Annotated in this window: 13 protein-coding genes and 1 pseudogene; 9 read left to right on the top strand and 5 right to left on the bottom strand. The window is 39.2% G+C overall.

Going from position 1 to position 12,629, the window contains the following annotated elements; all coding sequences use genetic code 11:
- Positions 1 to 89: 89 nt before the first annotated feature.
- The 5 genes from HG567_RS06040 to secG are packed head-to-tail and all read right to left on the bottom strand — an operon-like array spanning position 90 to position 2,977.
- Entirely contained in the window at positions 90 to 779 is a 690-nt protein-coding gene (locus HG567_RS06040) for an SIR2 family NAD-dependent protein deacylase (RefSeq protein ID WP_187831235.1), read from the bottom strand.
- Positions 776 to 1,240: an RDD family protein gene (locus HG567_RS06035; protein WP_202139517.1), complete on the bottom strand. Its 465-nt coding sequence runs from the start codon at positions 1,238 to 1,240 to the stop codon at positions 776 to 778. The genes HG567_RS06040 and HG567_RS06035 overlap by 4 nt, the downstream gene beginning before the upstream one ends.
- Positions 1,230 to 1,835, bottom strand: a complete 606-nt coding sequence (pyrE, locus tag HG567_RS06030; RefSeq protein WP_202139516.1) for an orotate phosphoribosyltransferase — start codon at positions 1,833 to 1,835, stop codon at positions 1,230 to 1,232. The genes HG567_RS06035 and pyrE overlap by 11 nt, the downstream gene beginning before the upstream one ends.
- A gap of 3 nt (positions 1,836 to 1,838) precedes the next feature.
- Complete coding sequence (gene frr / locus HG567_RS06025) at positions 1,839 to 2,396, bottom strand: ribosome recycling factor (RefSeq protein WP_202139515.1); 558 nt, start codon at positions 2,394 to 2,396, stop codon at positions 1,839 to 1,841.
- On the bottom strand, positions 2,396 to 2,977 hold the full coding sequence (gene secG / locus HG567_RS06020) for a preprotein translocase subunit SecG (protein ID WP_202139514.1): 582 nt from the start codon (positions 2,975 to 2,977) through the stop codon (positions 2,396 to 2,398). Before secG ends, frr begins: the two co-directional genes overlap by 1 nt.
- 122 nt (positions 2,978 to 3,099) lie before the next feature.
- On the opposite strand from secG, the gene HG567_RS06015 reads away from it, so the two are divergent.
- The 9 genes and pseudogenes from HG567_RS06015 to rpsF all read left to right on the top strand — a co-directional run bounded on the left by HG567_RS06015 (position 3,100) and on the right by rpsF (position 12,629).
- Positions 3,100 to 3,837, top strand: a complete 738-nt coding sequence (locus HG567_RS06015; protein WP_202163751.1) for a methyltransferase domain-containing protein — start codon at positions 3,100 to 3,102, stop codon at positions 3,835 to 3,837.
- 70 nt (positions 3,838 to 3,907) lie between these two features.
- A complete protein-coding gene (gene trpS, locus HG567_RS06010) occupies positions 3,908 to 4,888 on the top strand; it encodes a tryptophan--tRNA ligase (protein ID WP_202163750.1) in 981 nt (326 codons plus the stop codon).
- Complete coding sequence (locus HG567_RS06005) at positions 4,889 to 6,670, top strand: extracellular solute-binding protein (RefSeq protein WP_202163749.1); 1,782 nt, start codon at positions 4,889 to 4,891, stop codon at positions 6,668 to 6,670. It abuts the gene before it with no gap.
- Positions 6,667 to 7,713, top strand: coding sequence for a microcin C ABC transporter permease YejB (locus HG567_RS06000; RefSeq protein ID WP_202139510.1), 1,047 nt, complete (start codon positions 6,667 to 6,669; stop codon positions 7,711 to 7,713). The genes HG567_RS06005 and HG567_RS06000 overlap by 4 nt, the downstream gene beginning before the upstream one ends.
- Positions 7,714 to 7,721: 8 nt before the next feature.
- Positions 7,722 to 8,312: an SH3 domain-containing protein gene (locus HG567_RS05995; protein WP_202139509.1), complete on the top strand. Its 591-nt coding sequence runs from the start codon at positions 7,722 to 7,724 to the stop codon at positions 8,310 to 8,312.
- A gap of 7 nt (positions 8,313 to 8,319) precedes the next feature.
- Positions 8,320 to 9,111, top strand: coding sequence for a shikimate dehydrogenase (locus HG567_RS05990; protein ID WP_202139508.1), 792 nt, complete (start codon positions 8,320 to 8,322; stop codon positions 9,109 to 9,111).
- Positions 9,111 to 11,046 (top strand): annotated as a pseudogene (locus tag HG567_RS05985) (RNB domain-containing ribonuclease). The gene HG567_RS05990 and the pseudogene HG567_RS05985 overlap by 1 nt, the downstream one beginning before the upstream one ends.
- Positions 11,036 to 12,058 (top strand): DNA polymerase III subunit delta, encoded by a 1,023-nt coding sequence (gene holA / locus HG567_RS05980; protein WP_202163748.1) that lies wholly within the window; start codon positions 11,036 to 11,038, stop codon positions 12,056 to 12,058. The pseudogene HG567_RS05985 and the gene holA overlap by 11 nt, the downstream one beginning before the upstream one ends.
- A gap of 142 nt (positions 12,059 to 12,200) precedes the next feature.
- Complete coding sequence (rpsF, locus tag HG567_RS05975; protein WP_001216698.1) at positions 12,201 to 12,629, top strand: 30S ribosomal protein S6; 429 nt, start codon at positions 12,201 to 12,203, stop codon at positions 12,627 to 12,629.

Below are 12,629 nucleotides of genomic sequence, written 5' to 3'. Positions count from 1 at the left end.
TCCTTTAACTATTAGCAAATAATGAAAACCAATTAAACCATGTTTTTGCTAATCGTTAGCTGAAAAAATAAAAATTATTTCAACATCTCTTAAGAGGCCATTTCTATGAGTTTGGGCATTAAATCTTGCATGGCATGCACCGCGCTTTCATTAATGCATTGGACATTCTGGGGCAAACGGGCGTTTTTAGCTTTAGGGTCAATGTAATAAATGAGGGCGTCTTTATGCGCATGCGTGTAAAGGCTAGCGGCCGGATAGACTTGCAAAGAAGTGCCAATAATGATTAAAAGGTGCGCTTGTTTGACTAAAGAAATCGCTTCTTTAAGCAAAGGCACCTCTTCGCCAAACCACACAATATCAGGGCGTAATTGCGATTTGTCTTTAGCCAAGTCGCCTAAATTCAAGTCCTTTTCCCACCTATAAACTAAATTAGGATCTTTCTCGCTGCGAACGCTTAATAATTCCCCATGCAAGTGCAAAATGCGAGAAGAGCCCGCCCTTTCATGCAAATCGTCTACATTTTGGGTGATGATATGGACTTGATAGTGTTTTTCCAATTCCGCTAAAGCCTTATGGGCTTTGTTAGGATAAACTTCAAAAAGCTGTCGGCGTCTTTGGTTGTAAAAATCCAACACCTTTTGCGGGTTCTTTTTCCAGCCATAAGGCGAGGCAACTTCCATGATGTCATGCCCTTCCCACAAGCCATCAGCGTCTCTAAAGGTTTTAATCCCGCTTTCTGCTGAAATGCCAGCCCCGCTTAGGATCACTAAATTTTTCATGTTTCCTCCTTGATGGTTTCAATACGAGTGCCGCTGAGTTTGTCATGCAAAAAAAACTTAAAAATAAAAGGCGTAACAAACCCTACAAGTAACCCCATGCTCAACACCCACAAAACAAACCGCCACAACGCTAAAAAAAAGCCCACTTTTTCGCCATTATTTTTGACCAATTTAAACTGAGCGTAACGCATGCCAGGGCTCTGGGATTTAAAAGCGATAAAAAAGCTGTGCGTTAGGGCGTAAAAAAGCAGGCATAAAAAAATCGCGCTCTGGTTTTCCCTAAAATCCTTCGCGCTCCCTAAAATCGCATAAGTCATTATATAAAGCATGGGGGTATAAATCATAAAAATATCGGTGATAAAGGCCTTTAAGCGCAAAGAAAGATACAACCCTTTTAAAGGGCTTTCTAACGCTTGCTTTTTTTCTGGAGTTTTATTTTTTTTATTTTTTTTAGTTGCCACGACTTCCTGGCTTTATAGCAACGCTACTAGCGCATAAAGGGCAAGAACTAGGCTTGTGCATGTCAAAAACAAAATCTTCTAAAGCAAAAAGGGGTAAATGGCTAGGCAAACACGCGCCCTCTTGGGCTTTCAAGTGAGAATGGGTGCGTTTGCAAATGCCCCGATTGGCTAGAGCGCCAAAAGCCACGATTTGAGCGCCCTTTTCTTCTAAGACTTTAGCGCATTCCATAGCGGATTTTCCTGTGGTGATGATGTCCTCACACACTAAAATCTTTTCGTTTTTTTTGACTTCAAAACCACGCCTTAATGTCATGATATTATCCACCCTTTCGGTGAAGATAAAACGCACGCCCAAAGCCCTTGCAAGCTCATACCCAGCCAAGATCCCCCCAATCGCAGGCGAGCATACGCATTCAATATTCAAATGGGCTTCTTGGATTTGTTTGGCTAATTCTTTAGCTAATTGTTCGGCTAGTTTGGGATCTTCTAAAACTTTAGCGGATTGCAAATAATAATTGGAATGGAACCCGCTGCTGAGCAAGAAATGTCCCTCTAATAGCGCTTGAGCGTTTTGATAACATGCCTTAATATCCATGGTTTAGACCTTTAAAATCGCGTCTTCTTTGTTTTTCACGCTTTCATCAATTTTTTTAATGGCTTCATCGGTGATTTTTTGGATCTGCTCTTGGGCTTTCTTGCTTTCATCTTCGCTGATTTCTTTGTCTTTTTCTAATTTTTTCACTTGGTTGTTGGCGTCTTGGCGGATATTCCTTACAGCCACTTTAGCCTTTTCGCCCATCGCTTTGGCGTCTTTTGCGATGAGTTTTCTTTGCTCGGTTGTCATGGGCGGGAAAAAAAGCTTGATCGTTTCGCCGTCGTTATTAGGATTGACGCCGATATTGGCTTCTTGAATGGATCTTTCAATTTCTTTGAGCAGGTTTTTTTCCCACGGGCTGATTTGAAGGGTGGTCGCATCCAAGCCCATTACGGATCCAACTTGATTTAATGCCGTGGGCGTGCCGTAATAATCCACTTTGATGTGATCTAAAATATTGACTGAAACTTTCGCGCTCCTTAGAGTGGAAAAATCCCTGTTTAAAGCTTGAATACTTTTTTGCATCAAATCTTTGGTTTCGTTATAAATGGCTTGTAGCATTATTTTTCATCCTTTTTTTGGTTTGTATGGGCGTTGGTTGTCGCATGCGTTTTAGGCTTTTGGTGGGTGGTTGGGGGCGTTTTGGCGTTCTCTTTGGTTTTTTCAACACCCTTTATACCATTCTCTTTGGCGTCATTTTTTTCATTCTGTTTGGGGCTTTCAACAGAAGGCGCTTTGACTGGCTCTTTAGGGAGTTCGTTAGGCGTTTGTTGTGGCATTAAAGGATTAGTGGGGGCTTGCTCTAAAGGGTTGAGCGTTGGGTTTAATGTAGGATTAAGTGCAGGGTTAAGCGTGCCGGTGGCAGGGACTAAGGGCGAAAGCTTAGTTTTAGTTTCATCTAAAACGCTCTTGCCGTATTCTTTGTTGTAAAAATAGCCCAAAGCGATGGTGTTGATGACAAACAATAAGCCTAAAAACATGGTCAATTTCGCCATAAAGCTTGCGGGCCCTTTAGCGCCAAATAAAGAATCATTACTCCCGCTATAAGCCCCTAAGCCGATGCTAGAACTTTTTTGCAACAAAACCACCACCACAATCAATACCGCTAAAACAATTTGTAAGCCTAACAGAGCGCTTGTCATAAACACTGATTCCTTAAATGCCTAAAATTTAGAAAAAATTACGCTTGATCTTATCTAAAATTTGCTAAGAATACACTAAAATTTAGTTTTAATTTCAAGCGTGGCGTATTAAAGGCGGTGGTTTGGACTCTTTTCATTCATTTAATCAGCTTGCATTCAATCAGCATGCATTTAATCGGCATGCCAAAACTTATCACCTCTTCGCTCATATCCAGCAACAAATCGCTATCTGTCTTGTTCAATTTTTAAAACAAAAACATTACGCTAAAGTTTTGGATTTAGGATCAGGGAGTGGGGCTGTTTTTAACGCTTTAGAGCGGCAAAATATTGTGATTGAAGATTTTATCGCTTTGGATAATTCCATAAACATGCTCAAATTACACCCCACGCATTCTATCAACATTCAAAAAATCTCTTTAGAGCATGCGGATTTTGAAGAGCATGTTTTTTGCGATTACGATCTGATTGTGTCTTCTTCTTCTTTACAATGGGCAAGGGATTTAAAAAGCGTTTTAGAAAAAATCGCTCTTTCTAGTAAGGAGGTGGCTCTAGCTATCCATACGGATTTTAGTTTGCATGAAGTGCATGAGTTTTTAGGCACGCCTTCGCCTTTAAGGGATCTTAAAACGCTCAAATCCTTAATCAAAAACGCTTTTAAACATTTTCAAATAGAATTGGAAAACAAGCGCTTCGCTCTTTATTTTAACCGCAAACAAGATTGCTTGGATTACCTTAAAAAATGCGGTCTTTTGGGGGGTTCAACGCTGAGTTTCAAGCAAAAAAAACATTTTTTTCAAAACATGGCGTTTGAAAAATTGAGCTATGAAGTGTTACTCTTTTCTGGGATCAAGCGCTCTTAAAAACCAAGATAAATTAAAATATTAAAATTAGGTGGTTACAATAACACTAACTAAACCAACGAGAAACAACATGCACAAAAAACGAGTCTTTTCAGGCATCCAACCTACCGGGCAAATCCATTTGGGCAACTATTTAGGAGCGATCAAGCATTGGGTAGAGGCACAAGATGAATATGAAAACCTTTTTTGCGTCGTCAATTCGCATGCGATCACTCTACCCATAGAGCCTAAATTTTTAAAATCCCAAACCTATGAGTTAGTCAAATTGCTTTTGGCTTGCGGGATTAATCCCAAGCAATCGGGGTTATTCATTCAAAGTGAAGTGGATGAGCACGCAGCTTTAGCATGGCTGTTAAATTGTCAGGTGTCTATGGGGGAAATGCAAAGAATGACGCAATTCAAAGACAAGTCTTTAAAAAACCCTAAAAGCGTGAATGTGGGGCTTTTCAATTACCCTATTTTGATGGCGTCAGATATTTTGTTATACCAAAGCGATTTGGTGCCAGTGGGCGAAGATCAAAAGCAGCATTTAGAGCTCACGAGAAACATTGCAGAAAAATTTAACAGGGATTTTGGGAACTGCTTTAAAGTGCCAGAGCCTTTGATCGCTAAAGTGGGGGCAAGGGTTATGGGGCTAGATGATCCAAAAGTGAAAATGAGTAAATCGCATCAAGGGGCTAACCATGCGATTTTTCTTTTAGATGAGCCGGATATTATTGTAAAAAAAATCAAAAAAGCGGCCACTGATTCTATGGGCGTTATTGCATTTGATGAAAAAAGAGAGGGTATTTTTAACCTTTTAAATATCTACATGCTTTTGAGCGATGAAAGCCCAGAAAACATAGAGGAGCGTTTCAAAAATAAAGGCTATGGGGATTTTAAAAAGGAATTAGCTGAAGTGGTGATCCAGGCTTTAAAGCCTATCCAAGAAAGATACAAAGAAATCAGCGATGATGAAGTGAAAGCCGTCTTAAATGGCGGCGTAGAAAAAGCCAGGCCTTTAGCGCAAGCAACTTACCAAAAGGCTAAAGAATTGATGGGGTTGGTTTAGATGAAAATTTTAGGTTTATGGTTAGGGGTGTTTTGTTTCCTTAAGGCTACGCCTTATTTATACTTAGGCGAAGAGCCTAAATATAAGGAGAATTTCACGCATTTTGAATACGCTAACCCTAACGCCAGAAAGGGCGGTGTCTTAAGGAATGACGCTATAGGGACTTTTGATAGCCTTAACCCTTTTGTGCTTAAAGGCACTAAAGCCGAAGGTTTGGATCTCATTTATGACACTTTAATGGTGCAAAGTTTGGACGAACCTTTTGCGGAATACCCCTTAATCGCTAAAGACGCTGAAGTGGCTAAGGATAACAGCTATGTGATTTTTACGATAGATAAAAGAGCGAGATTCAGCAATAACGCCCCCATTTTAGCGAGCGATGTGAAGTTTAGTTTTGATACGATCATGAAATTAGGATCGCCTATTTATAGGCAGTATTACCAAGATGTTAAAAAGGCGGTTATCTTAGACAAACACCATGTTAAATTCATTTTCAAAACCACTGAAAATAAAGAGTTGCCTCTCATTTTAGGGCAGTTGCAAATCTTTTCCAAAAAAGCGTTTCAAAAGGATTATTTTGAAAAAAACCCCTTACTCATTCCTGTTTCTAGCGGCCCTTATGTGATCGCTTCTTTTGATGTGGGTAAGAAAATCACCTACCAAAAAAACCCTAATTATTGGGCGAGGAATTTGCCTAGCAGAAAGGGGCAATTCAATTTTGATGAGATCAAATTTGAGTATTATAAAGACGAAACCATTGCTTTACAGGCTTTTTTAAGCGGGGCGTATGATTGGCGCATTGAAAGCACGGCTAAAATTTGGGCTAGGGGCTATGTGGGGAAAGCTATAGACAATAAAAAAATCACTAAATACCTAATAGCCCATAAAATGCCAAGCGGCATGCAAGGGTTTTTCTTCAACACGCGCCGGGAAATTTTTAAGGATAAAAGGGTGCGTGAAGCCTTATTTTATGCGTTTGATTTTGAATGGGCGAATAAAAATTTGTTTTTTTCGCAATACAAGCGCACCACTAGTTTTTTCAGCAACTCTGTTTATGCATCCCCCCCTCTTCCAAGCCCTGAAGAAAAAATTCTGTTAGCCCCTTATGAAAAGAGTTTGGATGAAAGGGTTTTTAAAGAGCCTTATGTCGTGCCTAGAACCGATGGGGCTGATGTTTTGGGCTATAATTTGAGGGAAAATTTAAAATACGCCCAAAACCTTTTGAAAAGCGCGGGCTTTTCTTACAAAAACATGCGTTTAGTGGATAAGAATAACAAGCCGTTTAGTTTCACTTTGCTTTTAAACAGCCCGGCCTTTGAAAGACTGGCCCTAGCTTTTGCTAAAAACTTAAGGGTGTTAGGGATTGAAATGAAAATCCAAAGAGTGGATTTAAGCCAGTATGTCAATCGGGTCAAAAGCTATGATTTTGACATGATTGTAGGGGTGATAGGCCAATCGTCTTTCCCGGGTAATGAGCAACGCTTTTATTTTGGCTCTTTGAGCGCTAAAGAAAAAGGCACAAGGAATTATGCGGGAATCTCTAGTAAAGCGGTAGATGATTTGATTGAAAAAATCATTAATGCTAAAGATTACAAGGAACAATTGGCCGCCATTCAAGCGATGGATAGGGTGCTGTTGTGGGGGTTTTATGTGATACCGCATTTTTATTTGCCTAATTACAGGATCGCAGCGTATAATTACATTGGCATGCCTGAAGTCAGCCCTAGCTATGGATTTTCGCCGTATTTGTGGTGGATAAAAAAAGAAAGGGGTTCTAAATGATTGCTTACATCCTCAAACGCTTGCTTTTGATTATCCCTACTTTATTAGCTATCATGACTATTAATTTCTTTCTGATCCAATCGGCTCCTGGAGGCCCTATAGAGCAGATGATGGCTAAAATCAATAACACGCAGTCCAAAGAAACCCAAGGCGTTGTTAAAGATCGCACCTATAGGGGATCTCAAGGGTTGGAGAGCGATTTGATAGAAAATTTAAAAAAACTCTATGGTTTTGACAAGCCCATAGGGGAGCGCTACCTCCTCATGCTCAAAAAATACGCGCAATTTGATTTTGGGGAGAGCTTTTATCGCCAGATTAAAGTGACAGATTTGATTAAGGAAAAATTGCCGGTATCCATTTCGTTAGGGCTTTTTAGCACGCTTTTGATTTATCTTATTTCTATCCCTTTAGGGATTTTCAAAGCCAAACGCAATAACGAGCCTTTAGATGTGCTAAGCAGCATGGTGATCATTGTCGCTAACGCTATCCCGGCCTTTTTGTTTGCGGTGGTGTTGATCGTGTTTTTTGCTGGAGGGAATTATTGGCACTGGTTCCCTTTAAAAGGGCTAGTGAGCGATAATTTTGAAAGCTTGAGTGCATTAGGCAAAATCAAGGATTATTTATGGCATATCACTTTGCCCGTTCTTTGCATTTCTTTGGGGGGTTTTGCAAGCCTTACGCTTTTAGTGAAAAACTCTTTTTTAGATGAAATGGGCAAACTCTATGTGGTAAGCGCTAAGGCTAAGGGCTGTTCAGTGGGGCGTATTTTTTATGCGCATGTGTTCCGCAATGCGATTTTATTAGTGGTAGCGGGTTTTCCGCAAGCTTTTTTGGGCATGTTTTTTAGCTCAAGCTTATTGATAGAAATTGTTTTTAGCCTGGATGGGTTAGGGCTTTTAGGGTATGAAAGCATTGTGAGTAGGGATTATCCTGTCGTGTTTGGTTCGCTTTATATTTTCACGCTTTTAGGTTTGGTAGCGAGTTTGATAAGCGATTTACTCTGCGTGGTGATTGACCCTAGGATTGATTTTGAAAAGCGTTGAGGGTAGGAATGAAAACTGAAATGAAATCTTCTTTAAAACTTTTTATGCGGCCTTTTTTGGTGGTTTTAGGGTTTATGTTGTTGTATGCTTTAGTGCATGTTGCGCTTGGTTTTTATGCAAAAAAAGACAGCGCTTCAATAAGCCAGAATTTAGAAAAAACCGAAATAGAGCGCCAAAACAGCGCGCTTTCGCCCAAACAAGAAGAAGCCAACACGACCACAACCGCCACAGAACAAAACCCTACCAAAGACACAGCGCCACCTTTAGACACAGCCGCGCAAAAACAAGAAACTAAACAAGAGATTAAACAAGAGCAAGAAAAAGAAAACGAGCCTAAACAAAACAGTGCCTCGCCCGTTCAAAATGATCAAAAAGCCCCCACAACCTCTACAATGGGAAAAAAACCTTTAGAGTATAAAGTCGCAGTCAGTGGCGTGAATGTGCGCGCTTTTCCTAGCACAAAAGGTAAAATCTTGGGATTGCTTTTAAAAAATAAAAGCGTGAAGGTTTTAGAAATCCAAAACGATTGGGCTGAAATTGAATTTTCTAACAAAACAAAGGGCTATGTGTTTTTAAAACTTTTAAAAAAGGCTGAATGAAAGAATAATGAAATTAAAAACTTTTGGGGTTTTTGGAAATCCCATTAAGCATTCCAAATCGCCCTTAATCCATAACGCTTGTTTTTTAACTTTTCAAAAAAAATTAGGGTTTTTGGGGCATTACCACCCTATATTACTCCCTTTAGAAAGCCATATCAAAAACGAGTTTTTGCATTTGGGGCTTAGTGGGGCTAATGTAACCTTACCCTTTAAAGAAAGGGCGTTTCAAGTTTGCGATAAAATCAAGGGCATCGCGCTTGAATGCACTTCAGTCAATACGCTTGTTTTAGAAAATGATGAGCTTGTGGGCTACAATACCGACGCTTTGGGTTTCTGGCTCTCTTTGGGAGATGAGGGCTACCAGAGCGCTCTGATTTTAGGCTCTGGGGGGAGCGCTAAAGCTTTAGCGTGCGAATTACAAAAACAAGGCTTGGAAGTGAGCGTGTTGAACCGCTCTGCTAGGGGATTGGATTTTTTCCAACGCTTGGGTTGTGATTGTTTCATGGATCCTCCTAAAAGCGCTTTTGATTTGATCATTAACGCCACTTCAGCGAGTTTGAATAACGAATTGCCTTTAAATAAAGAGGTTTTGAAAGGGTATTTTAAAGAGGGCAAGCTCGCTTATGATTTGGCGTATGGGTTTTTAACGCCCTTTTTGTCTCTGGCTAAAGAGTTAAAAATCCCCTTTCAAGACGGGAAAGACATGCTCATCTATCAAGCCTCTTTAAGTTTTGAAAAATTCAGCGCTTCTCAAATCCCTTATTTAGAAGCGTTTGAAGTCATGCGAAGTGTTTTTTGATGCAAGGGTTTTTAAGAAGCCTGTTTTTTGGGGTTAAAAAGATCCCTAAACCATTCGCTTCTCTAATAGAAAAGGGCGTTTTAAAAGAAGCGCTTGGATGCAACAAGGAACGCTATTTTTTAAAAGAAGGCTTTGATATAGGCAGAATTGAATGGGCAGAAAATAAGGCGTTTTTCATTTCTTTAGCGAAAAATTACTCCAAAGACCCCTTAATCAAAAACTTACCCCCATCTTTTAAAACAGACGCTTTGATTTTATGCAAAATAGAATGTTCTAAAAAGCGCCCCATAGCCTTTTTTAAAGCCGCGCTTTTAAATGCAGATCACACGATAATAGCTTACCTGGCTAAAAAAAATCACCAGATTGTGGCTATCCCTTTTAAAGAGCCTTTTAAAAAACCCATTCTTTTAAAGCACAGCCAAAGATCCTTATTAGAATTGCCCAGGCATTGCGTGGTAAAAATCGATCTTAAAAAGCGTGAAATCAGCGAAATTTTAGGGGCCTTAGAAGACCCTTTAATAGATGAAAACCTTTCTTTAAGCCTTTTTGACAGGATTAAGGATTTTTCAAAAGATTGTTTGAATTTAGCCCAACATTACGCGCAACTTAAAGCGAGCGATTTTAAAAACAGGATCAATTATTCTCACCTCCCTTTTATCACCATTGACCCCAAAGACGCTAAAGATTTTGACGATGCGATTTTTTACGATAAAGAAAAAAATACCTTGTTTGTGGCGGTTGCTGACGTGAGCGAATTTGTGCCGAAACATTCCAGTTTGGATAAAGAAGCTAGGATTAGGGGTTTTAGCGTGTATTTCCCTAATAGCGTCTATCCCATGCTGCCTTTGAGTTTGTCTCAAGGGGCATGCTCATTAAAAGCGTTTGAAAAACGCTTGGCTTTAGTGTATGAAATCCCTTTAGACGATTTGAAGAACGCCCGATTATCTCAAGGCGTTATTGAAGTTAGGGCTAATTGCACTTATGAAGAAATCAATCATTTTTTAAGCGCTAATCAAAGCTCTTTAGCTAAAGATTTGCAACAAAGCCTTTTAGGGTTTTTAGAGGTGGCTTTAAAGTTAAAAAAGGAGCGTTTAAAAAAGGGGTTTAATTTCAATTCCTTTGAAAACAAGCTGTATTTGAATAAAGAAGGGCGTATAGAAAAAATTGAAACAGAAAAAGAAAGCGATGCGCACACTCTTATAGAAGAAGCCATGCTCTTAGCCAACCAGTCTAGCACGAGGTTATTAGATGAGCATTTTCAAAATAGGGGGATATACCGCACCCACAAAGAGCCGAGTTTGGAGCAGCAAAAACGCCTTTACGCTAAGCTTTTTGATTATGAGATTGTGCGCCCTAAAAACATGGGTTTTTTTCCTTTTTTAGAGCATGCTTTAAAGATAGCCAAAGAAAAGAGTATAGAAAGAGAAGTTTCACGCTTAATCATCAAATCTCAAAATTTAGCCCTTTATAGCCCCATGCAAGAAAGCCATTTTGGTTTGGGGTTTGCTAGCTATACGCATTTCACTTCGCCCATTAGACGATACAGCGATCTAGCCTTGCACAGGCTTTTAAAAGAATTGTTGTTCCATCAAGCTAAAGGCTGTTCGTATTTGTTAGAAGAAACGCCCAAATTATGCGCTGAGTTGAACGCTTTACAAAAAAAGGTCGCTTTGATTGAAAGGGATTTTATCAAACGCAAATTCGCCCGCTTAGCTTTAGAGTTTTTAGAAAAAGAATTTTTGGGCGTTGTTTTGGAGGTTAAAGATTGGGTGGTGGTGGGGTTAAAAGAATTTATAGGGCTTAAAGTTTTGATCAAAACGAACAAGGTTTTTAAGCCGTTAGAAAAGGTGCGCGTTACAATCACGCATGCGGATTTGATTTTAGGGCAAGTTAGAGGCGAAATCATAGACAAGGATTAAAGAGCATGTATCGTAAAGATTTGGACCATTATTTGAAACAACGACTCCCTAAAGCGGTGTTTTTGTATGGGGAGTTTGATTTTTTTATCCATTATTATATTCAAACGATTAGCGCGCTTTTTAAATGCAATAACCCTGACACAGAAACTTCGCTTTTTTATGCGAGCGATTATGAAAAAAGCCAAATTGCGACCCTTTTAGAGCAGGATTCTTTATTTGGAGGGAGCAGTTTAGTCATTTTAAAACTGGATTTTGCCTTGCATAAGAAATTTAAGGAAAATGACATCAATCTTTTTTTAAAAGCTTTAGAGCGGCCTAGCCATAACAGGCTTATCATAGGGCTTTATAATTCTAAAAGCGACACCACAAAATACAAACACACTAGCGAAATTATCGTTAAATTTTTCCAAAAAAGCCCCTTGAAAGATGAAGCAATCCATGCGCGCTTTTTTATCCCTAAAGCGTGGGAGAGTTTGAAATTCTTACAAGAAAGGGCTAATTTTTTACATTTAGACATCAGCAATCATCTTTTAAACGCTCTTTTTGAAACCAATAACGAAGATTTAAGCATTTCGTTTAACGATTTAGACAAGCTAGCGATTTTAAACGCACCCATCACTTTAGAAGACATTCAAGAATTAAGCTCCAATGCGGGGGATATGGATCTACAAAAACTCATTTTAGGGCTTTTTTTGAAAAAAAGCGTGCTTGATATTTATGATTATTTGTTAAAAGAGGGCAAAAAAGATGCGGATATTTTAAGGGGGTTAGAGCGCTATTTTTACCAGCTTTTTTTATTTTTCGCTCATATTAAAACGACCGGTTTAATGGATGCTAAAGAGGTTTTAGGCTACGCTCCCCCTAAAGAGATTGCCCAAAATTACGCTAAAAACGCCCTGCGTTTGAAAGAAGCCGGCTATAAGAGGGTTTTTGAAATTTTTAGGTTATGGCACATTCAAAGCATGCAAGGGCAAAAGGAATTGGGTTTTTTGTATTTGACCCCCATTCAAAAAATCATCAACCCTTGAAAAATGATCTATTTTTGAGCTTTAATATTCCAATAAAACTCAATTTAATCCAAAAACAAGCGAAAGCAAGGTATAATCAAAAGTTTTTTAGACCTTGCTCTTTTTTAGTAAAAAAAGGGCTATACAACCACAAGGAGAATGGATGAGGCATTATGAAACGATGTTTATTCTCAAACCTACTTTAGTAGAAGAAGAGATTAAATCCAAAATTGAGTTTTATAAAGAAGTGATCACTAAGCATCACGGCGTGATTGAAACGAGCCTGGATATGGGCATGCGTAATTTGGCTTATGAAATCAAAAAGCACAAAAGAGGCTATTATTATGTGGCGTATTTCAAAGCAGAGCCGTCAATGATCTTAGAGCTTGAACGATTGTATCGCATCAATGAAGATGTGTTGCGTTTCATTGTGATCAAATACGAAAGCAAGAAAGAAGTAGAAGCGTGGCATGCGTTAGTGGATAGGGCTAATAAAAAGCCATCACACGCCAAAGAAAAACACGAAAAAACCGAACACACGCATTCTCATCACACAGAGGAAGCAGAAAGCGTAGGATCTCATAGCGAATAA

The organism is Helicobacter pylori, assembly GCF_016755635.1.
Lineage (GTDB): Bacteria > Campylobacterota > Campylobacteria > Campylobacterales > Helicobacteraceae > Helicobacter > Helicobacter pylori_CQ.
The sequence above is the reverse complement of the archived record's forward strand: the minus strand, read 5'-3'. Positions and strand labels throughout refer to the sequence as shown.

Bases quoted from the DNA above. Each gene is read 5' to 3' on its own strand.
- HG567_RS06040 (WP_187831235.1), bottom strand. From the start codon at position 779: ATGAAAAATTTAGTGATCCTAAGCGGGGCTGGCATTTCAGCAGAAAGC.
- pyrE (WP_202139516.1), bottom strand. From the start codon at position 1,835: ATGGATATTAAGGCATGTTATCAAAACGCTCAAGCGCTATTAGAGGGA.
- frr (WP_202139515.1), bottom strand. From the start codon at position 2,396: ATGCTACAAGCCATTTATAACGAAACCAAAGATTTGATGCAAAAAAGT.
- secG (WP_202139514.1), bottom strand. From the start codon at position 2,977: ATGACAAGCGCTCTGTTAGGCTTACAAATTGTTTTAGCGGTATTGATT.
- trpS (WP_202163750.1), top strand. From the start codon at position 3,908: ATGCACAAAAAACGAGTCTTTTCAGGCATCCAACCTACCGGGCAAATC.
- HG567_RS06005 (WP_202163749.1), top strand. From the start codon at position 4,889: ATGAAAATTTTAGGTTTATGGTTAGGGGTGTTTTGTTTCCTTAAGGCT.
- HG567_RS06000 (WP_202139510.1), top strand. From the start codon at position 6,667: ATGATTGCTTACATCCTCAAACGCTTGCTTTTGATTATCCCTACTTTA.
- HG567_RS05995 (WP_202139509.1), top strand. From the start codon at position 7,722: ATGAAAACTGAAATGAAATCTTCTTTAAAACTTTTTATGCGGCCTTTT.
- HG567_RS05990 (WP_202139508.1), top strand. From the start codon at position 8,320: ATGAAATTAAAAACTTTTGGGGTTTTTGGAAATCCCATTAAGCATTCC.
- holA (WP_202163748.1), top strand. From the start codon at position 11,036: ATGTATCGTAAAGATTTGGACCATTATTTGAAACAACGACTCCCTAAA.
- rpsF (WP_001216698.1), top strand. From the start codon at position 12,201: ATGAGGCATTATGAAACGATGTTTATTCTCAAACCTACTTTAGTAGAA.